Genomic DNA, 22,298 nt, shown 5'->3' on the forward strand with positions numbered 1-22,298 from the left:
CCGCGGGTCAGCGGCCGAGCCTGGCAGCGCGCTCGTCCTTCGCCGCGAGCGCAGCCAGATGCTCGTTGTAGGCGTCGAGCTCGGCATCCCCCGTGCGATCCGCGTGGCGGTCGCGGCGACGCTGCTGGCGGTCGTCGCTGCGGCTCCACTGGATCGCGACGACGATCGCGAGCACGAGCGTGGGAAGCTCGCCGATCGACCACGCGACGCCGCCGCCGGTGTACTGGTCCTGGAGGGGCGTCGCGCCCCACGTACGGCCCATCGCGCCGAACCACTCCGACACCATGAGTCCGGACTGCATCATGATCGCGATGCCGAAGAACGCGTGCATCGCCATGACCGCGATGAGCAAGACGAGCCGGAACGGATAGGCGAGGCGATACGGCACGGGGTCGATGCCGATGAGCGAGAGCACGAACAGGTAGCCCGTGAGGAGGAAGTGGACGACCATCCACTCGTGCCCGAGGTGGTCGTAGAGCGACCAGCGGAAGAGATCGGTGTAGTAGAAGATCCAGAGCGAGCCGATGAACAGGCCCGCCGCGACGAACGGGTGCGTGACGACGCGTGCGACCGGCGAGTGGACGGCCCACAGGATCCATTCCCTGCCGCCGCGCGTGCCGTCCTCGCGCTTGCGGATCGCGCGCGCCGCGAGCGTCACGGGCGCGCCGCTGACCAGCAGGAGCGGGATCGCCATGGTCAGCAGCATGTGCCCCGTCATGTGCACGCTGAACAGGTAGTCCTGGTAGACGTTGACGGGCCCGCCGGTCACCCACAGCAGCAGGGCGAGGCCGAGGATCCACAGGATCGGGCGGTAGACCGGCCACGAGTCGCCGCGGCGGCGCAGCCGCCAGACGCCTGCGAGGTAGAAGAACGCCCCGAAGCCCGCGACGAAGGCCCACAGGAGGTCGATGTCCCACGCCGTGAGCCAGCGCGACACCGTCAGCTCGGGAGGAAGCACCGCGCCCGTCAGGATCTCGGCCGGCGTCCGCACCTCGGGAAGCGCGGAGTTCGTCGGAGGCGGCGTGCGCGCGAGCGCCGCGGCGACGCCGCTCGCGACGCCCATGAAGGCCAGCTCGAGCGCGATGAGCCCCCAGAAGCGGCGGGATGCCGCATCCCGATGCATCCGCCCGATGAGGCGTCGCCGGTACCAGGCGCCGAGGAGGCCGATCGCGAGGAGGGCCGCGACCTTGACGAGAACGAGGATGCCGTACGGCGATGCGACGGCATCCCACGTGCCGATGCCGATCGCGGCGCGGACCGTCCCCGACACGGCGACCACGATGAACGCGACGAGGGCGATGCTCGAGTAGCGCGACAGCGCCGTCACGACGCCGTCGCGCGTCATGAGAGGGCGCACGACGACCAGGAGCAGGAGCCCGCCCAGCCAGATCGCCGCGGCGACGACGTGCAGCACGAGGGCGATGACGGCCGCGTTGTGGTTCGCCTCCTCGCCGGAGTGGCCCTGCGTCGCCATCGGGACGAGCGCCGCGATCGCGAGGACGGCGACGAGAAGGGTCGTCGCCCAGGATCGGACGGCGAAGGTCAGGATCGTGAGGGCCGCCCCCGCGATCGTCGTGATGAGCCATGTGCGTCCGCCCTCGACTTCCACGAGCCAGCGGCCGAGCTGCGCGCCGAACTCGGGGCCTGCGCTGAGCGACGGGTTGAAGACGTCGAGGAACGTGAAGAATCCCGTCGCGGCGGCCGCGACGGTGAAGACGGCGGCCGAGACGGATGCCGTGTCCAGCGCCGCATCGAACTCGCGCTCCCCCGCCCTGAGCGTGAACAGCGCCGTGACGAGCGCGCCGACCATGCCGGCGGCGGACAGGTTGACCACGAGGGTCAAGAGCGGAAGCCCCCACCGCACGACGGCTCCGGGATCGGCGATCACGAGCGCCGCAGCGCCGCCGCCGAAGGCGAGCCCCCACAGGAGCGCCACGACGGCCGTCACGGCGAGGATCGCGGGCCCTGCGACCCGCAGAGCGCGGGCCGGGCCCGCACGCCCCGCAGCGGCGCGTGGCGCGTCGAGGCTGCGCGCAGAGGGCGTGGGGGTCACCCCTCCAGCCTACGTGCGCGGCGCCCGGGGCCCCGCTGCGGCGGGATGACGAAGGGGGATGCCTGCGCGGCATCCCCCTTCGTGAGGTGTACTACTTGACGGCGCCCTTGAGCTTCGAGCCGGCGGTCACCTTGACACGCTTGCCGGCGGGGATCTTGATCTCTTCGCCGGTCTGCGGGTTGCGTCCCGTGCGAGCGGAGGTCGCCACCTGCTCGAACGAGATCCAGCCCGGGATCGAGACCTTGTCGCCCTTTGCGACGGCCTCGGAGACGGTGGCGAAGAGGGAGTCGAGCACGCTCGAGACGGCGGACTGGCTCTGACCCGTCGCGCTCGCGATGCTCGCGACGAGTTCGGTCTTCGTGATGGCCATGTGGTTGTCCTCCACAGCGGCGGCGATGCCGCCTTACATTGCACGGACCGAGCGGCAGATGCCCCCCGGCTGGTCGGATCGACCGCCTCGAATGTACCCGACCGCCGGGTGTTTTCCGCGTATTTCCGCGGAACTGGGCCGAAGACACCGGCGTGTCGGGTGTCTGGAGTGATTCGTGGGGCTGATGAGGCGTTCTCGTCAGGGGCGGTGCGCCGCGATGACTCCGCGGGCCGTGCGGGCGAACGCAGGGGCGACGCGGTCCTGTCCGTCGAGGTATCCGCCCACGAGAGCGGCGTCCCGCAGGAGCACGAGGGATGCCGCGACATCGCCGGGCTCGTCGAGTCCCGCGCCCTCGGCGAGGTGCTCGAGCGTTGCGCGGAACCACCCGCGATGGTCGGCGATGAGCTCGCGCACGGGGCCTTCGTCGGGATACTCGGCCGCCGCGTTGATGAACGGGCATCCACGCGTGTGCCGATCGCGGACGTCGGCCGCGATCCCCTCGACGACGAGGTCGAGCAGCGCATCGGGGTCGTCGGAGGTCGTCGCGGCTCCCGCGAACAGCCCGCGCAGCTGCGCGTCCTCGCTCCGCAGGTAGGCGAGGACGAGCCCCTCCTTGCCCTCGAACTGCTTGTACATCGTGGCGCGTGTGACTCCCGCGGCCTCGATGATGCGATCGACGCCGACCGAGTGGATGCCCTCGTTGTAGAACAGCTCGGTCGCGGCATCGAGCAGGCGCTGCCGCGCAGGATATGGGCGGGATGCCGCGGCATCCGCAGTCGTGCTCACGAGACGGCTCCTCCTCCGCCCTATCGTGCCATCGACCGAGCATGGTGGCGCTGACCAGGGCTTTCTGAGAGTTCGGGAATAGGCTTGTATAGATAGAACGTTCGGTCTACTATCAGACTACACCCGCCGGCCCCCATCGGCACACGACCCGCGTGACACGACCACCACACCTCGAAGGACAACGGACATGAGCACACCGACCAAGACCCCGATCGTCCTCATCCACGGCCTCTGGATGACCCCGAAGAGCTGGGACACGTGGGCCGAGCGCTTCCGCGCCGCCGGCCACGACGTGATCGTTCCCGGATGGCCCGGCATCGACGACCGCAGCGTCGAAGACATCCGGAGCAACCCCGAGCCGCTCAAGGGGATCGGCCTCACCGAGATCGCCGACCACTACGAGCGCATCATCCGGGCGCTGCCCGAGAAGCCGATCATCATGGGCCACTCGTTCGGCGGGGTCCTCACGCAGATGCTCGCCGATCGGGGCCTCGGCGTCGCATACGTCGGGGTGGCACCGGGACAGACCGCGGGCGTCACGGCGCTGCCGCTGTCGACGCTGTGGACCGGCACCCCGATCCTGTCCAACCCGTTCGGCAGGAACGGCGCCAAGCCCCTCTCGAAGCGCCACTTCCACTTCACGTTCGGCAACGACCTGTCGCACGCGGAGTCCGACGAGCTGTGGCAGGAGTACGCCGTCAACTCGTACAACCGGGTCTTCTTCGAGGGCGTGACGTCGGTGCTCAACGAGAAGGGCGGCGTGACGCACGTCGACTACGCCCGCCCCGACCGCGCGCCGCTGCTCGTCATCACGGGCGAGATCGACCACGTCGTGCCGCCGGCCATCGGCAAGGCGATCGTGAAGAAGTACCACGCGAGCGGCAGCCCCGCGATCGTCGACTACAAGGAGTTCCCCGGCCGCACGCACCGCCTCGTCAGCCAGGACGGCTGGGAGGAGATCGCCGACTACGCGCTCGCGTGGGCGACGGAGCACGCGGTGACCGAGGCCGTGCAGTAGCACGCGCCCCCATCAGGACGGCGAGACCTGGTGCCGGCGGTGGGATGCGGAAAGGGCCCGGAGTTCTGGAGAACTCCGGGCCCTTCGACGTGGTGGGTCTACCAGGACGACTTGGTCACGCCGGGCAGCTCGCCGCGGTGGGCCATGTCGCGGAAGCGGACACGCGAGATGCCGAACTTCGTCAGGACGCCGCGGGGGCGGCCGTCGATGACGTCGCGGCTGCGCAGGCGCACGGGCGACGCGTTGCGGGGCAGCTTCTGCAGGCCCACGCGAGCGGCCTCGCGCTGCTCGTCGGTCGACTCCGGCGAGACGAGCGCCTTCTTCAGCTCGGCGCGCTTCGCGGCGTAGCGGTCGACGACCACCTGGCGCTGCTCGTTGCGCGCGATCTTGCTCTTCTTGGCCATGTGATCAGCGCTCCTCTCGGAAGTCGACGTGCTTGCGCACGATGGGGTCGTACTTCTTGAGCACGATGCGGTCGGGGTTGTTGCGACGGTTCTTGCGCGTCACGTACGTGTAGCCCGTGCCGGCGGTCGAGCGGAGCTTGATGATGGGACGGACGTCCTGTGCCTTCTTGGCCATCAGAGCTTCACCCCCTTCGCGATGAGGTCCTTGACGACGGACTCGATGCCGCGGGCGTCAATGACCTTGATGCCCTTCGCCGAGACGTTCAGCTTGATGTTGCGGCCGAGCGACGGGACGAAGTAGGTCTTCTTCTGCACGTTCGGGTCGAAGCGGCGCTTCGTCCGGCGGTGCGAGTGCGAGATGTTGTGACCGAAGCCGGGAACTGCTCCAGTCACCTGGCACACTGCTGCCATGGTGATGTCTCCTTAGTACCGTGGAGCCGGACGGCCCCACCCAAGATCCCTTGTCTGCACCCCGCGCTCGACCCGGCCGGCGAAGGCCCGCGATCAGGAGTGGGATGCGAACTGCGTGCTGGAGTGCGCGCAGACGAAGAGTCAGTCTAGCATGCGCGGGTCCGGCCTGAGGATCGCCGTCGCCCGGCTCCGGGACCGCCGCTCACCCCTGCCCGCCGGCAGGTCCCGCTCCGCGGCCCCAGCGGAACGCCGACACCGTCGGATCGCCCGCGATGGAGAACCGCCAGGGATACGCATCCGTCCCTGCGACGCCCGCGACCCCGACACGAGGACCGGCCGTCACCTCGGCGAGCGGCTCCGCACTCAGGGCGAGCCGCGCGATCGCGCCGCCGCGCGGCTCGCCCGTGATCGCGTCGATGCCGTCGTGCACGGGATGCCGCAGCCCGATCGCATCGCCGAGCCGGCCCGGACCGCGCGCGAGCTCGCGATCCGTGCGGGCCGCGGGGCGGCGGCGGCGCGCGGCATCCCGCCCCTCGACGATCTCGCCCGCCCGCAGGAGGATTCCGCCGGCCGCGCCCTCCGGCCCGCACACGACGTTGACGCAGGAGTGGATGCCGTGGCTCAGGTAGATGTAGAGATGACCCGGCTCGCCCCACATCGTCGCGTTGCGGGCGGTCGGCCCCATGCGGGCGTGCGAGCCGGGATCGGGCCGATCGCCCGTGCCGAGGCCGTGGTACGCCTCGACCTCCGTGAGCCGGACGGCGACGGGCTCGCCCCCGACGATCGTCGTGAGCAGCCCGCCGAGCAGGCGCGGAGCGACCTCGACGGGCAGGCCCAGGAGGTCGGCTCGCGCGGCGGGACGGAAGCGGTCGGCGTCGTGCGCCGCGACCCGTTCGCCGCTCATTGCGGCGGAACGCGGCACCACGAGGGCGCCGAGCCGGCGAGCGCGACGACCTCGGTCGCGGAGGAGATCTCCACGACGTGCGTCTCGAGCGTGCCGGGCAGGGGGAGCTGGTACATGTCGTAGGGATTGCGCACGACGTCGGGCGCGATCGTCACGGCGGCGTAGCGGCCGCTGGGCGCGACGCACGTCTGCACGACGGCGTCGGCCGGGTCGACGTCGTAGAGCGTCGACTCCGTGCCGTCGTCCGTCACGAACACGATCCGCGACGCCGTCGGCAGACCCTGCTCGTCCAGCGGCGTCACGGTGCGCAGCGTGCCCCCGCCCGCGACGGGCAGGATGGCCCCGACGATGCCTTCCTCCTCAGTGCCGATGAGGGGCCTGGTGGACCCGTCGCTGAGATCGACGACCTCGACGCCGTCGATCCGCTCGACGATCGCATGCGTGCCGGCGATCCCGTCGAGCGAGACCGCGCTGCCGAGCGCGGTCGCGCTCGTGGCGGCGGCGTCCGTCAGCAGGACGGAGCCGTCGAAGCTCAGGAGCAGGATGCTGTCGGTGTCGGGCACGAACCGCCACTGTGCGACGCGCGGATCGGCTCCCGCGATCTCGACGCGCGTCGGCTGGCCCGCGGGGTCGCGCAGCGACGTCGTGAACAGCGCGCTCTCGAGCCCGCCGTCGCCGCCGAGATCGGCATCCGAGAAGGTGTATCCGATGCGGTCGCCGCGATCCGCGCTCTGCAGGTTCGAGACGTAGCCCTCGCCGGGGAGCGGCAGCGTCCGCGCGTCGCCCCCGTCGAGGTCGGTCGTGATCAGCTGCGCCCCGTCGTCGTCGCGCACCGACACGACCAGGCGGCTGGACGTCGCCCGGAAGTCCTCGATGTGCTCGTGCTCGAACACCTTCACGGCGTTCGCGCCGGTGAGGTCGGTGCGGAAGATCGCGTCGCCGTCGTCGCCTCGCTGCAGGAGGAAGACCTCGGCGCGGGGCGTGCGGAACGACTCGGCGAACGTCGCCGTCGGCCCCCCGCCGAGCCCTTGGACGTCGCGGAACGTCACGGTGTACTCCGTGTCGTCGAACAGCGGCAGCGCGAAGCGCACGCCGACGGCGCGGCCCGACGTGTCGACGGCGAACGGGACGGCCGGCTCGACGGTCACCTGGCTCGGGTCGACGTCCTGCAGCGACTGCGACGTCGTGACGACGAGCCGGGACCCGGATGCCGCGGCCGCCGCGGCGGGGTCGACCTCCACTCCCGTCACGTGCGGCCCTTGGGCGGTGCCCAGCGCCGCGCCCGTCGCGCCGACGACCGCGAGCACCGCGACGACGACGGCGAAGGCTCCCGCGAAGGCGCGGCGCGCTCTGCGCGGGCGTGCCCCGGCGGCGGGGGGCGCGGCGTCCCGCGCTGCGGACGCGGGCTCGGGCGCGGGTTCTCGCGCGAGTTCCTCCGCGGGGTCGTGCGCGGGGTCGTGCGCGGGCCCTCGCGTGGGTTCTTGCGCGGGCTGCGGCCCCGGCCCGACAGCGGGCGCGGCCGGCACGTACGGCTCGCCGTCGGGCTCGACGACCGGTGATGCGGCGGCCGCGGGTGCGGCATCCGTCGCCGCGCGGGCCGCGGCAGCGAGCCTCGCCTCCCGCCGGGTCGCCGGTCGCTGCGCGTCAGAACTCATAGGGATCCTGAGGCTCGTCGATGGGCTCGACCGACGCCGCGTCGACCACGAGGCGCCCGTCCGAGCTCGACCGGACGGTTCCGCTCACCGTGACCCACTGACCCGTGTCGGGCGCCGATCCGGATGCCGAGACGACAGGGATGCTCGCGGGCTGCGCGTCGATGACGCAGTGCGTGATGACGAGCCTCGTCAGCTGGAAGTCGCCTCCGCCCGGTGTCACGAACCCGGTGAGCTCGACGGCGTCTCCGTCGAACGCATCCGGATTCGTCGCCGTCGCGAACACCGTCGCCCACTCTCCGATGCCGAACTCGGACGTGTCGCCGGTCGTCGCGAGGGCCACGACATCCGCCCCCGCGAACAGGGGCGGCGCGCCCGTGTCGCGCGACATCGCCAGCTGCGCGGAGAGCGACGCGGGCGGCAGCACGAGGGCCAGGAGGACGACGCCGGATGCCGCGACCCCGCCGACGACCGTCGCCACGCCCGCACGCCGTGCGTGCCCGTGGTCGTGCCCTCGGCCGTCCTCGGAGGGCGCCGGGGCATGGAGCGCGTCGCCGTGGTCGTGCCCGTCGCCGTGGTCGTGCCCGTGCTCGGCCTCGGCTCCGAGGGGGAGCGTGAAGGACGCGACGGCGCCCACCAGCACGACGACCGACATCCCGACCGTGAACCAGGTCGAGTCCGGGTTGATGTACAGCCCGAGCCGGCCCGTCGCCGCGAGCCCGAGCGTCACGACGGCGAGGACGGCGGCGAGCCCGACTCCGAGCCAGCGCGTTCCGACGAGGCGCGCCTTACGCAAGGAGGTTCACCACCGTCCCGATCGCGAACGCCGAGAGCAGCACGACGACGACGATCCCCGCGAGCACCTTCGTCGTGAAGGTCGTGCGCAGCAGCGCGAGCATCTTGACGTCGACGAGGGGTCCGACGAGCAGGAACGCGACGATCGACCCCGATGTGAAGGTCGACGCGAACGACAGCGCGAAGAACGCGTCGACGTTCGAGCAGATCGACACGATCATCGCGAGCGCGATCATCGCGACGATCGACAGCGCGGGATTCGAGCCGATCGCGAGCAGCGCCTCGCGCGGGATGAGCACCTGCACGGCCCCCGCGACGGCCGAGCCGATCACGAGCGCCGGCATGACGGCCCGCAGCTCGACGACGAGCTGAGCGAGCGAGCGCCGGCCCTTGCCGCCCTCCTCGTGCACGACGAGGTCGCACGTCTCGCGGAATCGATCGGTGAGCAGGGCATCCGGATCGGGATGCCGGCTGTAGAGCCAGCCGATGAGGTTGGCGATCGCGTATCCGCCGAGCAGCCGCGCGATCAGGATGCCGTCGCCGAAGCCGAATGCCGCGTTGGTCGTGATGATGACGATGGGGTTGACGATGGGCGCCGCGATGAGGAAGGTCAGCGTCTCGGGCACCGAGAAGCCGCGCATGAGCAGGCCGCGCGCGAACGGGACGTTGCCGCATTCGCAGACCGGAATGATCATGCCGAGCAGCGACAGCACGGCGCGGCGGGCCCATGCCGCGCGCGGCATCCATCGTTCGATGACCCCGGGAGGCACCCACACCTGCACGACGATCGACAGCACGACCCCGAGCGCCACGAACGGCACGGACTCGATGAGCACGCTGATGGCGAGCGTGAGGCCGTCCTGCGCGCGAGTCGGCAGGGATGCCGGGAAGAGCTGGGGGACGAACACGTCGATCGCGATGAGGGCGCCGACGACGAGCAGGCCCACCGCGACGCCCGCGAACGCCTTCGCCGCGGGCGTCGGCTCCAGCCGTGCCGTGCGTGGCGCCAGCGGATCAGCGCGAGTCACGCCCGCCCTCTCGCGCGGCGGCCGTGCACGACGCGCACAGCCCGAAGATGTCGACCACGTGCTCGGCCTGCGTGAAGCCGTGCGCCGACGCCGTCGCCCGCGCCCACTGCTCGACATCCGTCGCCGCGATCTCGATCGTGAGTCCGCACGAGCGGCAGATCAGGTGGTGGTGGTGCCCGCGCGTCGCGCACGCGCGGTAGAGGCTCTCGCCCTCAGGGCTCTGCAGCGAGTCGGCGTCGCCCTGCGCTGCGAGGCCCGCGAGGGCGCGGTACACGGTGGCAAGGCCGATGCCCGTGTTCTCGTCGCGCAGCATCGCGTGCAGCGATTGCGCGCTGACGAAGCCGCGCGCGTCGGCGAGCGCCTCCCGCACCCGCTCCCGCTGCCACGTGTTGCGCTGGACCATGGTCAGAGTCTAGATCGCGCGTCCGATGAGCGACCTGGGAGCCCTGCCGCACCGAGACCGGCTGCTACGCCGTCGCCGCCCGCTGCACGCGCCCCCGCCGGGAGTCGACGATGCGGCACACGACGTAGATCGCGAACGAGATCGTCGTGATGTACGGGCTCACCGGCAGCGTCCCCATGACGGCGAGCAGGATGCCGCCCACGGCCGAGACGAACCCGAACAGCGCCGCGAGCAGCGGCACCGACAACGGGCCCGACGCGACGCGCATCGCGGCGGCGGCGGGCGTCACGAGCAGCGCCATGACCAGCAGCGCCCCGATGATGTGCAGGCTCACCGCGACGATGAGGCCGAGCAGCAGCATGAAGGCGAGCGAGACGGCCGTCGTGGGAACGCCGCGCGCGGCCGCCGACTGCGGGTCGAGCGAGTCGAACCGCAGGGGGCGCCAGATGAACAGGAGCGCGACGAGCACGATCGCGCCGATGACGACGAGCCATCCCAGCTGCGCGTTCTGCACCGACACGATCTGTCCGGTCAGCAGGCTGAACCGGTTCGCGCTGCGGCCGCTGTAGAGCGAGAGGAACAGGATGCCCAGGCCCAGACCGAAGGGCATGAGCACGCCGATGATCGAGTTGCGCTCGCGCGCCTTCGCGCCGAGCACGCCGATGATCGCTGCGGCGATGAGCGACCCGACGATCGACCCCGTCACGACGTCGGCGCCGATGAGGAGCGCTGCGGCGGCGCCGGCGAACGACAGCTCGCTGATGCCGTGCACGGCGAACGCCATGTCGCGCTGCATGACGAAGACCCCGACGAGCCCGCCCACGAGCCCGAGCACGGCGCCCGCGACGATCGAGTTCGACACGAGAGCGAGGATCGCGCCGTAATCGGAGACGCCCCCGAACATCGCGTCCCACAGGTCGGGCCAGTTCACGCGTGCGCCCCCGAGCCCTCGTCGTGGTCGTGGTGGTCGTGCTCGTGGTGGTGGTGCGAGTCCTCGGCATCCGGAGCGCCCACGACGACGAGCCGATCGCCCGCGCGCAGCACGAAGACGGGGGCGCCGTACAGGGCCGACAGCGTCTCGGAGGTGAGCACCTCGTCGGGGGTCCCGAGCGTGAAGCGCCCGTTCGCGAGGTACAGGATGCGATCGACGAGCTCGAGCACCGGGTTGATGTCGTGCGTCACGAGGAGCACCGCGGCATCCCTCTCGCGACGATGACGGTCGATGAGGCCGATGACGTCCTGCTGGTTGGCGAGGTCCAGGCTCGTGAGCGGCTCGTCGCACAGCAGCAGCCCCGGGTCGTCGGCGAGCGCCTGGCCCGCACGCAGCCGCTGCTGCTCGCCGCCCGACAGCAGCCCCACGGGCCGATCGGCGAACTCGCGCGCGCCGACGGCGTCGAGCAGCGCGCCGACGCGCAAGCTGTCGGACCTCCGCGGCAGCGGGAACCCGAAGCGGTGCCCGTCGACGCCGAGCCGCACGAGGTCGCGGCCGCGCAGCGACGTGTCGCGCGCGAGCGGCCGCTGCTGCGGGATGTACCCGATGTGCCGGTTGCCCCGGCTGCGCACAGGCGCGCCGAGCGCCGTGATGGTGCCCTCGCTCAGCTGCTCGAGCCCGAGGATCGCCCGCAGCAGCGTCGTCTTGCCCGACCCGCTCGGCCCGAGCACGGCGACGAGCTCGCCCGGCCGCACGTCGAGGTCGAGGCCGCTCCACAGCTCACGGCCGTCGCGGCGGAGAGCCGCTCCCCGGATCTCGAGGGCACTGCCCGTCACGCCGCGAGCGCTGCCGCGAGCGCGTCGATGTTCGCCTGCATCCACGAGATGTAAGTCTGGCCCTCCGGAAGCGTCTCCGTGACCTCGAGCACCGGGATGTCGTGCGCCTTCGCCGTGTCGATGACCTGCGTCGTCTCGGCGCCGCCGGTCTGCGCGTTCACGATGACGACGCGCACGTCACCCGACTCGACCAGGCCCAGGGCCGCGAGCAGCGTCGCAGGAGGGACGTCCTGGCCCTCTTCGACGGCTTCGCTGAACTCCGCCGGCGTCGCGTTGACGAGCCCCGCGGCCTCCGTGAGGTAGAGCGGCACGGGCTCGGTGACGAAGATCCTCGTGCCGGCGTGGTCGGCGGCGATCGCATCGAGGCCCTCGCCGAGCTCGGCGATCTCGGCGAGGAACGCGTCGGCGTTCGCGGCGAAGGCGTTGGCGTGCTCCGGCGCGAGATCCGACAGCTCGTCGGCGATGGCGTTCGCGAGCTTGCCGACCGTCTGCGGGTCGTACCAGACGTGCTCGTTGAAGCCCTCGATGTGATCGTGGTCCTCGTGATCGCCCTCGTCGGAATGGTCGTCGCCCTCGTCGGCGTGCTCCCCCGGCCACGCGGGCGAGAACTCGACGGCCGTGAGCATGGGCGCCTGGGTCCCGGTCGCGTCGATGAGCGACTCCATGAACGAGTCGTATCCGGCGCCGTTCTGGATGAGCAGGTCGGCCCGCGACACCGTGAGCTGGTCCCGCGCGCTCGCCTCGAACTCGTGCGGGTCCTGCGCGCCCGAGTCGATGATCGCCGTCACGTCGGCGAGGTCGCCGCCGATCTCCTCCGCGATCTGCGCGTAGACGTCGGTCGAGGCGACGATGGCGACACGTCCGTCGCCCCCTCCGGCTCCTGGCGCGCTCGATGCGCATCCGGCGAGTGCGAGGACGGATGCCGCGACGAGCACGGCGACGGCGGAGAGGCGACGAGGCATTCGCCCAGCGTAACGCTATTGATAATCGTTCTCAAGCTGGCTGCGCAGCCCGACCGTGTACCTGCTCAGGGAGCAACGAGCGCCGCCTCGAGCGCCTCCGCATCCCGCACCGGCAGCAGGCACGCGAAGTGCGCGCACAGGTGGGCGGCGGCATCCTCCCCGCGATCGGCGAGCACCGTGAGCCCCGCGGCCGCGAGCTCTCGCATCGCCTCCGCGGGAAGCACGGCCACGATCCCGCCCGCCCGATAGTGCCGGCGGGACCGCTCGTCGAGCGCGGGACGCCCCGCGACCGTGACGAGCTGCTGGCCGGGCGTCTCGGCGGCGAGGAGCACCCAGAGCAGCGCGGCGGCCTCGAGCGGATGGGCCGAGGCATCCCGACCCTCCTTCGCCGCCAGGGCACGCACGGGCGTCGCATAGCGTTCCTCGCCGGTGAGGAGGTGCAGCGTCCACGCCGCCTGCGCGATCGCCGACACGCCGGACGGCGACGCGGTCTCGGCCGCGCGGGCCCGATCCGCCTCGCCCAGGACGGGATCGGCCCGCGGCGGGCGGAAGCCGCCGTCGGGGGCGAGAGCCGCGTCGACGAGCTCGATCGCCCATTCCGCCCGTGCGCGCTCGCCCGTCACGAGCGCGAGCTCGGACAGGCCCCAGGCCAGGAGGCCGTAGTCCTCGAGCGTCGACGGCGCCGGCGACACGACGAGCCGGGAGCCGACCCGGCGCGTGACCCGGACGAGCCCGCCGCCCGGGAGGCGGTGGCGACGGGCCACGGCATCCGCCGCCTCGACCGCGAGAGCGACCCAGTCGGCCCGGCCGAGCAGGCGCCCCGCGACCGACAGCGCGGCGATCGCGAGCCCGTTGTGGCCCGCGACGAGCTTGTCGTCGACGGAAGGGGCGGGATGCGCGCTGCGGCCGTCGGCATCGAGGAGGTAGTAGCCGCCCTCGCTCCGCTCGCCGTCGACGATGCTCTCGGAGTCCTGCGCCGACGCGAACCCGCCCTCCGGGAGCCGCAGGACCCTCGCCAGAAACGACGCGATCCCCTCGGCGGCGGTCCGCAGCTCGGCGCGGGCGGCCGCATCCTCCGCCGCCGACGCGCGGATGGCGAGGACGCGCAGCAGCTGCGCGTTGTCGACGAGCATCCGCTCGTAGTGCGGAGTCTTCCAGTCGCGACGTGTCGCGTAGCGGAAGATCCCGCCGTCGACGCGATCGCGCAGCGGCGAGCGGATCAGCGCGAGAAGGGTGCGGTCGACGAGTCCCGCCGCGATCTCGTCGCCGAGGGACGCCCGGTCCGCCAGGAAGCCCAGGGCAGGCGGGATCGGGAACTTCGACGCCGTCCCGAACCCGCCGAACACGGCATCCTCCCGTGCGAGCATGCGGCGCACGGCCTCATCGAGGTCGGGCCCGCCCCGCTCCTCGAGGTGAGGGGCCGGGCGCGGCGGCGGAGCCGCGAACCTCCCGGCGCGCCAGCGCGCGTCGACCTCTTCGAGAACGCGCGTGAACGAGTCCAGACCCGGCCGCGGCTCGGGCGGGAAGTAGGTCCCCGCGAACCCGACGACGCCCTCGGCCGACACCGCCACGTTGAGCGGCCAGCCGAGGCGCCCCGTGAAGCGCTCGGCCTCGCCGAGGAAGTGGGCGTCGACCTCGGGGTGCTCCTCGCGGTCGACCTTGACGGGGACGAACCTCTCGTTGAGGAGCTCCGCGACGGCGGGGTCGCGGAAGCTCTCCCGCGCCATGACATGACACCAGTGGCACGTGGCGTACCCGATCGACACGAACAGCGGAACACCGCGCTGTCGCGCCTGGGCGACGGCATCCGCCCCCCACGGCTGCCAGCGCACGGGATCGTTCGCGTGCGCGAGGAGGTAGGGGCTCGCCGACCCGGCGAGAGCGTTCGCCGGGATCATGCCGCCAGGAGCGCGCGCGTGTAGTCGTGCTGCGGAGAGAGGATGACGCGTCCCGCCGGGCCGTACTCGACGAGACGGCCGCGCTGCATGACCCCCACGCTCTGGGCGAGGTCGACGACGACCGAGAGGTCGTGCGTCACGAGGAAGTACGTGAGCGATAGCTCGCCCTGCACCTCGCGCAGCAGGTCGAGCACCTGCGTCTGGATCGTCGCGTCGAGGGCCGACACGGGCTCGTCGAGGACGAGGAGCTTCGGGCGCAGCGCGAGCGCCCGGGCGATCGCGACACGCTGGCGCTGGCCTCCCGACAGCTCGGCGGGGCGGCGCTTGGCGTACGAGCTCGGCAGGCGCACGAGGTCGAGCAGCTCTTCGACCCGCGCGGCGCGCTCCCGTCGCGTTCCGATGCGGTACGCGTGCAGCGGCTCGGCGATGATCGACGCGAGGCTCATCGACGGGTCGAGCGACTCGAACGGGCTCTGGTAGACGGGCTGCATCTCACGCCGCAGATCGCGCAGAGCCCCGCGGGACAGTCCGTGCACGTCGTGGCCGAACACGCTCACGCGGCCCTTGTCCGGGCGCTCGAGCCCCAGGATGATGCGGCTCGTCGTGGTCTTCCCCGACCCCGACTCGCCGACGAGCGCGAACGTCGACCCCACGGCGACGTCGATCGAGACGTCGTCCACGGCGGCGACGGACCGCCCGTCGCCGCGCGCGAAGCGCTTCGCGAGCCCGCGGATCTCGAGGGCGTTCTCGGCGGCCGGCGGCGCCTCGACCGGCGCGCGGTGCGCCGCGTACAGCTGCGGGATCGACCTCGTGCGCCCTCCGTCGACCCGTGCCGAGCTGGCGAGCAGCTCGCGCGTGTACCGATGCCCGGGCGCGGCGAACACCGACGCGATCTCGCCGGCCTCCACGATGACCCCCTTCTCCATCACGAGCACGTCGTCGGCGTTGCCGGCCGCCAGCGCGAGATCGTGCGTGATGATGACGACCGTCGTGTCGTGGCGCTCGCGGATTCGATGGATGCTCGCGAGCACCTCCTTGCCCACGAGAACGTCGAGCGCCGACGTGGACTCGTCGGCGATGACGAGCGAGGGGCGCTGGGAGAAGGCGATCGAGACGAGCAGTCGCTGACGCTGCCCGCCCGACAGCTCGTGCGGGTACCGGCGCAGCACGTCGGCGGGGTCGGGGAAGCCGACGGCCTCGAGGTCGGATGCGATCTCCTCGTCGATCTCGGCGGGCGTCTTGAGCGAGCGGGCGAGCGTGTACGACTCGCGCAGCTGCGCGCCCACGGTCGCCGTGGGGTTGAGCGAGGCGATCGGATCCTGCGGCACGAAGCCGATGCGTCGGCCGCGGACGCTGCGCAGCTCGCGGTCCGAGAGCGCGGCGAGATCCTCACCCTCGAACTCGACGCTTCCTGCGGACACCTGGGCGGTCTCGGGCAGCAGCCGCACGATCGTGTGGGCGAGGGTGCTCTTGCCCGATCCCGACTCTCCGATGATGGCCGTGACGCGACCGCGGCGGATGTGTGCGCTCACGCCGCGCAGCGCGTGGTCGACCCCGCGCTCCGTGCGATACGCCACCTCGAGGCCGTCGATCCTCAGCAGCGTGTCGTCGCGTGTCATGACTTCTCTCCCTGCAGCAGATAGGCCGCCCGGTTCAACAGGATGACGACCGCGGAGAGCACGACGCCCGGGATCAGGGCGACCCACCACGCGTGCACGATGTACTTCTGGCCGGACGCGATCAGCACGCCCCACTCGGGAGACGGCGGCGCCTCGCCGAAGCCGAGGTAGCTGATCGCTCCGATCGCGAGCATCGCGACGCCGAACTGCAGCGCGGTGAAGCTGACGAGCGGCGGCAGGATCGCCGGGATCACGTGCCGGACGATGATGCGCGGGGTGCGCGCTCCGCCTGCCCTTGCCGCCTCGACGAACGTGAGGGCGCTGACCTTGATGACGCAGCCGCGCACGAGCCGCGCGAACCCCGGCGCTTCGCCGATGCCGATCGCGACCGCGGCGATGAGGGTCCCCCGACCGAACGTCGTGATGATCGCGAGGGTCAGCAGCACGCTGGGGATCGCGATCGCGGTCTCCGTGAGCCCGCCCAGCGTCCGGTCGAGCCAGCTGTCGCGCGTGAGGCCCGCAGGAATCCCCACGAGCAGGCCGAGCGCGAAGGCGACGACGACGGCGAGGGCGGCCGACGCGAGCGAGATCGGCAGTCCGTGGACGACGCGGGAGAACAGATCGCGTCCGATCTCGTCCGTGCCGAACCAGTGCACGGGTCCGGGGGCCTCGAACGGGATGCCGACGAGCTCGAACGGGTCGTGGCTCGCGACGACGGCGGGGAAGAAGGCGACGACGACGAGGAGCGCGAAGATCGCGCCGTGGACGACGAGCTCGGTCCGCCGCGCCGACGCGGGGCGCAGGCGAGGCGCGACGCGGGGCAGTGTCAGGACGGCCATGCGTCAGCCCTCCACGAGCGCAGGGCGCCGGCGCAGGCGGGGATCGAGGAGCAGGTAGCCGATGTCCACGAGGATGTTGACGACGACGTAGACGACCGCGATCAGCGCCACGATGCCCAGCACGACCGTGAGATCGACCGACTTCACCGACTCGACCATCAGTCGTCCGATGCCGCTGCGCGAGAACACGAGCTCCACGACGACCGTCCCGCCCAGCAGCGTCCCGACCCGCAGGCCGAAGACGGTGAGGAACGGGAAGGCCGCATTCCTCAAGCAGTGGCGGACGATCGTGTAGAGCCGGCCCGCGCCCTTCGCGGGAGCCGTGACCGCGGCGTAGCTCGCGTCGAGCTCGGCACGCAGGCTGCTGATCAGCACCTGCGCGAACTGCGCGGCCCCTCCCAGGGCGAGCACCGTCACCGGCAGGATGAGCGATTCCGGTCCGCTGCTTCCGAAGGCGGGCAGCCAGCCGAGCGTGATCGAGAACACGAAGATGAGCAGGATGCCGACCCAGAACACCGGGAGGCTCGTGTAGGCCGCAGGGACCAGAGCCGCGACGGACCGGACCGCGCGGGAGCGGGGGTAGACCGCGAGCAGGGCGAGGAGGAACCCGAGCGGCACCGACACGAGGAGCGACACCCCCGCGAGGATCAGCGTGTTCGGCAGCGCCTCGAAGATGAGGTCCGCGACCGGCAGGCCGCTCACGAGCGACCGTCCGAGCGACCCCGTCGCAAGGCCGCCGAGACCGCGCAGGTACTGCAGCCAGAGCGGGTCGGAGAGCCCCAGCTCCTGACGCAGCGTGTCGAGCTCGAGGTTCTGGAGATCGCTCGTGCCCAGCGCCTCCTGTGTTCCGATGCGCGCGAGGATCGCGTCGCCGGGGAGCACGAAGAGCAGGAAGAACGTCGCCGAGTAGGCCGCGACCACCACGAGCACGGCGTGGACGACCTTGCGCAGCACGTAGGGGACGTGCCCCCGCGACAGCGCTGTGCTGAGCGGCTTGGCCGTGATGGCCGCCCTGCTCGCGATGACCGACATGACTGACACCCTTCCTGCCCTCCCTGACCCGCTAGCGCGGGGTCATCCCTCGTCGTCGATCCAGGCGTCGGCGAGCCACGGGATGTGCGTTGCCTCGTAGGTCGGCAGGTTCACTTCGTTGCGGTACGACAGCGGCTGGATGAAGTCGTACAGCGGGATGAAGTACGCCTTGTCGAGGATGATGTCGACGGCCTCGTTCGCCAGCTCCTTGCGGCCCTCGACATCGGGCTGCGCGAGGATCTGGGTGAACAGGTCGTCGAGCTCGGCATCCTTTCCGGCGTACTGGCCGCGCAGGACGTCGACGTCGGGGCGGGTTCCGCTGCCCCACGAGAACGCGTAGTCGCCGTTCTGCAGCCGCTGGTTGAGCTCCGGCGTCGTGAGGCTTCCGAACTTCAGCTCGATGCCGAGCTTGGCCCACTGCGCCTGCACGACCGCGAGATTGGGCTCGTGCGAGATCGTCGACGCGCTGTAGATGAGGTCGAAGCTGAGCCGTTCGCCGTCCTTCACGCGGATGCCGTCCCCGCCCTTCTCGCTCCACCCCGCGTCGTCGAGCAGCTGGGCGGCGCGCTTCTGGTCGGTCACGATCTCGGAGGACTTGTCCTCCCAGTAGGGATTGCTGCGGGCGAAGACGCTCGTCGCAGGGATGTCGATCGCGGATGCCCGCTCCAGCACGGCATCCCGGTCGACCGCGAGGCTCAGCGCCGTGCGAACCCGCTCGTCCTGGAGCGGCCCGTACTCGACGTTGGCGTTGAAGCCGAGCGCTGCGCCCGGGAGCGGATCGCGGCGGATCGTCACGACGGGGCTCGATGCGAACGCCGTCTTGTCGGCCGGCTCGACGTTGTGGATGAGGTCGAGGTTGCCGGCGACGAGCTCGCTGGCGGCGATGCTGTTGTCGCTGATGTTGTGCACGTCGATCGCGTCGAGGTACGCGGCATCCTGACCGTCGCTTCCCTCAGGCGACCACGCGTAGTCATCGCGGCGCTCGAGGCGGTACCCCTCGTCTCCCCGCACCTCCGCAGCGACGAACGGTCCGGAGCCGATGATCGCGAGCCCGTCCTGACGCTCGTCGAAGCTGAGCGCCGCGGTCGCCGGCGCCACGATCCCGAGGACCGTCGTCGACACCGCCTGCAGGAAGGACGAGTTGGGGCTCGCGAACCGGAAGGTCACCGTGGTCGCGTCGACGACGTCGATGCCCGCGAGATCGCCGATCCAGAGGTTGGCCGTCGCGTACTTCGCGCCACCGCGCTCGAGCGCCTCGAAGCTGCCCTTGACCGCGTCCGCGTCGAGCTTCTCGCCGTCGCTGAACGTGACGTCGTCGCGCAGATGGAAGGTGTACTCGGTGGCGTCGGCGTTGATCTCCCACTTCTCGGCCAGCCACGGACGGAACGACCCGTCGATGTCGTTGAAGACGAGCGAGTCGACGAGCGTGCGCAGCGGGACGGCCAGTCCGTAGCCGACCGCGGCGGCGGGGTCGATCGAGCGTCCGCCGCCGGCGGCGCGATAGTCGAGCACGCCTCCCGACACCGGGTCGCCCGCGGGGGTCGTGGCGGAGCTCTCGGGGGAGGCGGGCGTCGTGGAGCATCCGGCGAGGACGATCGCGGAAGCGAGCGCCACGGCGGCGAGCGGTCTGAAGCGAGGGGCGTGGGACATGGGACGTCGGACTCCTGGATGCGGGGCGGCTATCGGTGTCCACAGCTAACCCGAGTCCCGCAGGCCGTTGTCCTTTGTTGACGTTTGTTACCGTAACGCGGCGCAACATGGGAACTTCTTCACAACCGCGTATATAGGCGGCTCCCCGTTGCGTGTTTCACTTTGCTACGCACTATGAAGTCTTCAATAGCAGGTGTCATCACGCCGCCCATAGAGTCCCGTCCAGAGCGGAGACTCCGCTGACGACGCCCGGACCGGCGCCGCATATGAGCCGTGAGGAAAGCACATGTCAGAAAAGATCCGGATCGAGGCCGCAGGCGCGGTCTTCTACCTCCCGTACTACGTGGCGGAGGAGGAGGGCTACTTCGCCGACGAGGGCCTCGACGTCGAACTGCTGCGCGACCGCGCCTTCGAGTGGGGTCCTGCCCGCTTCATCGAGGACGCCAAGTTCGTCTCGTCGTTCAGCAGCTTCAACCTGTTCGAGGCGGGCAAGTCCGACCTCTACAACGCGTGCGAGTGGGGCCAGCTGCGCCGCTCGCAGGACAGCCAGCGCAACGGCAAGGTCGTCGCGCGTCGCGCGGCCGTCGCGAGCCAGGCGATCATCGTCCGTCCCGACTCGCCCATCAACGTGCCCGGCGACCTCGCCAACATCCCCGTGGGCGTCAACTTCCACCACGGCTCGCACTACCTCGCGCTCCAGACGCTCGAGGGCTTCCTCGCGCGCGGCGAGATCAAGCTCGTCGGCATCAAGGAGAAGAACCGCTTCCTCGCGCTGCGCGACGGCGACATCGACGCCGTCGCCGTGATGGAGCCGTGGATCACGGTCGCCGAGAAGCAGGGGTACAAGATCGTCGCCGAGGCGCACTACTTCGGCGCCGAGATCGCGAACGAGAGCCTTGACGCCGACACCCTGTCGCGGATCAATCGCGCCGTCGCACGGGGCGTCGACAAGCTCCACGAGGACCCGCGGCCGTACCTGAAGTACTTCATCGACTCCGTCCCCGAAGACATCGAGAAGCTCGTCCCCGAGGACTTCGCGCTCGGCCGGCTGCGCTACGTGCACCCCGGACCCTACCCGGAGGACCACTTCAACCGCACGCTGGACTGGATCGCCAGCTGGGGGCTGATCGACGCGCAGAACGAGTTCGAGAACCTCGTCGACAACAGCCGCGCCCTGACGACCGCCTGATCCCGGCCGGCTGACATCGTGAGCGAGCGCGCCGCAACGGCAGCGGACCGTCGCGGCGCGCTCCTCATGGCGGGCGTACTCGCGGGGATGCTGCTGCTCGACCTGCACAAGGTGAGCATCGCCATTCCCGCCCTCGAACGGTCGCTCCACCCCGGGCCGACCGGCATCCAGCTCGTGCACTCGTCGTATGTGCTCGCGTTCGCCCTCACGCTGCTGCCCGCGGGGAGGCTCGGCGACCGCGGCGGGAGGAGCAGGCTCATCGGCATCGGGCTCGCCCTGTACCTCGCGGCGAGCGCGCTGTGCACCTTCGCGCCCGGGATCGAGCTCGTGATCGCCGGGCGCGCCGCACTGGGCGTCGCGGCGGGGATCCTCATGCCGCAGGCGATGGGGCTCGTGCAGTCGCTGTTCTCGGGCGAGGAGCGAGGCCGCGCGTTCGGCGTCTACGGCGTGTGCGTGAGCCTCGCGACGGCGCTCGGGCCGAGCGTGGGCGGGCTCCTCGTCTGGCTCGGCGGCGATGTGCACGGCTGGCGGGGCGTGTTCGCACTCAACCTCCCCGTCGGCGTCGCGCTCGCGGTGAGCGCCGCGATCCTCCTTCCCCGCCTTCGCGACGAGCTCGCGCCCTCCCCGTCCGCTGTTCCGCACAAGGGCGGGGATGCCGTCGGCCTCGCCGTCTTCGGCGCCGCGATCGTGCTGGTGCTGGCACCCTTCATCCTGACGACGGGACGACCGGGCGACCCCGTGTGGCGCTGGCTGCTGGTCCTCCCCGCGGCCGCGCTCGCCGTCGTCTTCGTCGCGCGGTCGCGCGAGCGCGGCCGTGCGGGGCGGGGGACGGTGATCGATGTGACGCTCCTTCAGCTGCCGTCGCTGCGCAACGGCGTGCTCATCTCCCTGACGTGGTTCGCGACGGGCCCTGCCTTCGTGCTGGGGCTGACGGTGTACCTGCAGACCGCTGTGGGGCTCAACGCGCTCGCGGCGGGGATGCTGCAGCTCCCGTCTGCGGCGGCGTCCGCACTCGGCGCGGCCCTGGGCGGCCGCCACGTCGCGCGGCAGGGCCGCCGGCTCACCATCATCGGGATGCTGCTCTCCGCCGGGGGGATGCTCGCGAGCACCGCGTGCCTCGGCCTCCCGCTCGTCGGGATCTTCGTCGCGATCCCGCTCCTGCAGCTGGTCATCGGGTTCGGCGGCGGGCTGGTCGTGTCGCCGAACCACGCGCAGACCCTCGCGGACGTGCCGCGCGACCGCGGCGGGGCGGCCGGCTCGCTCGGGCAGCTGGCGCAGCGGGTCAGCAACAGCGTCGGCGTCTCGCTCGCCGCCGTCGCCTTCTTCACACCGATCTACGGCTCGGGCGCGACCCTCGACTCCGCCGCCCCGGCCGTGACGCTCGCGGCGGCGCACGCCGCGACCGCCGTGTCGCTGTGCTTCCTCGCCCTGGCCCTCACCGTCGCGCTCGTCGACCGGCACCGACAGCGGTCGGTGGCCGCCCTCGCGGTCGCCGCCTGACCCCGGCCGCCCTCGCGG

At 71.4% G+C, this 22,298-nt stretch carries 22 protein-coding genes; 3 read left to right on the forward strand and 19 right to left on the reverse strand.

Going from position 1 to position 22,298, the window contains the following annotated elements; genetic code table 11:
• Positions 1-7: 7 nt before the first annotated feature.
• The 3 genes from FHS08_RS05635 to FHS08_RS05645 all read right to left on the reverse strand — a co-directional run bounded on the left by FHS08_RS05635 (position 8) and on the right by FHS08_RS05645 (position 3,209).
• Positions 8-1,948: a bifunctional copper resistance protein CopD/cytochrome c oxidase assembly protein gene (locus tag FHS08_RS05635; RefSeq protein ID WP_424960803.1), complete on the reverse strand. Its 1,941-nt coding sequence runs from the start codon at positions 1,946-1,948 to the stop codon at positions 8-10.
• 196 nt (positions 1,949-2,144) lie between these two features.
• A complete protein-coding gene (locus FHS08_RS05640) occupies positions 2,145-2,423 on the reverse strand; it encodes an HU family DNA-binding protein (RefSeq protein ID WP_167036456.1) in 279 nt (92 codons plus the stop codon).
• A gap of 198 nt (positions 2,424-2,621) precedes the next feature.
• Positions 2,622-3,209: a TetR family transcriptional regulator gene (locus FHS08_RS05645; RefSeq protein WP_167036459.1), complete on the reverse strand. Its 588-nt coding sequence runs from the start codon at positions 3,207-3,209 to the stop codon at positions 2,622-2,624.
• A 187-nt stretch (positions 3,210-3,396) separates the two neighbouring features.
• On the opposite strand from FHS08_RS05645, the gene FHS08_RS05650 reads away from it, so the two are divergent.
• Positions 3,397-4,227: an alpha/beta hydrolase gene (locus tag FHS08_RS05650; RefSeq protein ID WP_167036462.1), complete on the forward strand. Its 831-nt coding sequence runs from the start codon at positions 3,397-3,399 to the stop codon at positions 4,225-4,227.
• 98 nt (positions 4,228-4,325) lie between these two features.
• Here the strand turns inward: FHS08_RS05650 and rpsN are convergent, their stop codons facing one another.
• The 16 genes from rpsN to FHS08_RS05730 form a co-directional block, all read right to left on the reverse strand.
• Positions 4,326-4,631, reverse strand: a complete 306-nt coding sequence (gene rpsN / locus FHS08_RS05655) for a 30S ribosomal protein S14 (protein ID WP_167036465.1) — start codon at positions 4,629-4,631, stop codon at positions 4,326-4,328.
• Positions 4,632-4,635: 4 nt separating this feature from the next.
• A complete protein-coding gene (gene rpmG, locus FHS08_RS05660) occupies positions 4,636-4,806 on the reverse strand; it encodes a 50S ribosomal protein L33 (protein ID WP_167036468.1) in 171 nt (56 codons plus the stop codon).
• Positions 4,806-5,042, reverse strand: a complete 237-nt coding sequence (gene rpmB, locus FHS08_RS05665; protein WP_165140428.1) for a 50S ribosomal protein L28 — start codon at positions 5,040-5,042, stop codon at positions 4,806-4,808. Before rpmB ends, rpmG begins: the two co-directional genes overlap by 1 nt.
• Positions 5,043-5,244: 202 nt before the next feature.
• Positions 5,245-5,946: a DNA-3-methyladenine glycosylase gene (locus tag FHS08_RS05670; protein ID WP_167036471.1), complete on the reverse strand. Its 702-nt coding sequence runs from the start codon at positions 5,944-5,946 to the stop codon at positions 5,245-5,247.
• Complete coding sequence (locus tag FHS08_RS05675) at positions 5,943-7,601, reverse strand: hypothetical protein (protein ID WP_208382216.1); 1,659 nt, start codon at positions 7,599-7,601, stop codon at positions 5,943-5,945. Before FHS08_RS05675 ends, FHS08_RS05670 begins: the two co-directional genes overlap by 4 nt.
• The gene (locus FHS08_RS05680; RefSeq protein WP_167036474.1) at positions 7,591-8,394 is read right to left on the reverse strand and encodes a TIGR03943 family putative permease subunit; all 804 of its coding nucleotides are present in this window, start codon (positions 8,392-8,394) and stop codon (positions 7,591-7,593) included. Before FHS08_RS05680 ends, FHS08_RS05675 begins: the two co-directional genes overlap by 11 nt.
• A complete protein-coding gene (locus tag FHS08_RS05685) occupies positions 8,387-9,340 on the reverse strand; it encodes a permease (protein ID WP_424960804.1) in 954 nt (317 codons plus the stop codon). Before FHS08_RS05685 ends, FHS08_RS05680 begins: the two co-directional genes overlap by 8 nt.
• Before the next feature lie 67 nt (positions 9,341-9,407).
• Positions 9,408-9,824 carry a Fur family transcriptional regulator gene (locus FHS08_RS05690; RefSeq protein WP_167036480.1) on the reverse strand — a complete coding sequence of 139 codons (417 nt, stop codon included), beginning with the start codon at positions 9,822-9,824 and terminating at the stop codon, positions 9,408-9,410.
• A 64-nt stretch (positions 9,825-9,888) separates the two neighbouring features.
• Positions 9,889-10,755, reverse strand: a complete 867-nt coding sequence (locus FHS08_RS05695) for a metal ABC transporter permease (RefSeq protein ID WP_167036483.1) — start codon at positions 10,753-10,755, stop codon at positions 9,889-9,891.
• On the reverse strand, positions 10,752-11,591 hold the full coding sequence (locus tag FHS08_RS05700; protein ID WP_167036486.1) for an ATP-binding cassette domain-containing protein: 840 nt from the start codon (positions 11,589-11,591) through the stop codon (positions 10,752-10,754). The genes FHS08_RS05695 and FHS08_RS05700 overlap by 4 nt, the downstream gene beginning before the upstream one ends.
• Complete coding sequence (locus FHS08_RS05705; protein ID WP_167036489.1) at positions 11,588-12,553, reverse strand: metal ABC transporter solute-binding protein, Zn/Mn family; 966 nt, start codon at positions 12,551-12,553, stop codon at positions 11,588-11,590. The genes FHS08_RS05700 and FHS08_RS05705 overlap by 4 nt, the downstream gene beginning before the upstream one ends.
• Before the next feature lie 65 nt (positions 12,554-12,618).
• The gene (locus FHS08_RS05710; RefSeq protein WP_167036492.1) at positions 12,619-14,451 is read right to left on the reverse strand and encodes a thioredoxin domain-containing protein; all 1,833 of its coding nucleotides are present in this window, start codon (positions 14,449-14,451) and stop codon (positions 12,619-12,621) included.
• The gene (locus FHS08_RS05715) at positions 14,448-16,070 is read right to left on the reverse strand and encodes a dipeptide ABC transporter ATP-binding protein (RefSeq protein ID WP_167036495.1); all 1,623 of its coding nucleotides are present in this window, start codon (positions 16,068-16,070) and stop codon (positions 14,448-14,450) included. The genes FHS08_RS05710 and FHS08_RS05715 overlap by 4 nt, the downstream gene beginning before the upstream one ends.
• Entirely contained in the window at positions 16,067-16,909 is an 843-nt protein-coding gene (locus FHS08_RS05720; protein ID WP_167036498.1) for an ABC transporter permease, read from the reverse strand. The genes FHS08_RS05715 and FHS08_RS05720 overlap by 4 nt, the downstream gene beginning before the upstream one ends.
• Before the next feature lie 3 nt (positions 16,910-16,912).
• Entirely contained in the window at positions 16,913-17,941 is a 1,029-nt protein-coding gene (locus FHS08_RS05725; protein WP_167036501.1) for an ABC transporter permease, read from the reverse strand.
• A gap of 42 nt (positions 17,942-17,983) precedes the next feature.
• Complete coding sequence (locus FHS08_RS05730; protein WP_167036504.1) at positions 17,984-19,591, reverse strand: ABC transporter substrate-binding protein; 1,608 nt, start codon at positions 19,589-19,591, stop codon at positions 17,984-17,986.
• A 286-nt stretch (positions 19,592-19,877) separates the two neighbouring features.
• Here FHS08_RS05730 and FHS08_RS05735 point away from each other — a divergent pair, with 286 nt between their 5' ends.
• Together FHS08_RS05735 and FHS08_RS05740 are read left to right on the forward strand one after the other, a co-directional pair.
• Positions 19,878-20,780 carry an ABC transporter substrate-binding protein gene (locus tag FHS08_RS05735; protein ID WP_167036507.1) on the forward strand — a complete coding sequence of 301 codons (903 nt, stop codon included), beginning with the start codon at positions 19,878-19,880 and terminating at the stop codon, positions 20,778-20,780.
• Positions 20,781-20,798: 18 nt separating this feature from the next.
• Positions 20,799-22,280, forward strand: a complete 1,482-nt coding sequence (locus tag FHS08_RS05740) for an MFS transporter (protein WP_167036510.1) — start codon at positions 20,799-20,801, stop codon at positions 22,278-22,280.
• The last annotated feature ends 18 nt before the right edge of the window (positions 22,281-22,298 follow it).

This window comes from Microbacterium ulmi (assembly GCF_011759705.1).
Taxonomy (GTDB): Bacteria; Actinomycetota; Actinomycetes; order Actinomycetales; family Microbacteriaceae; genus Microbacterium; species Microbacterium ulmi.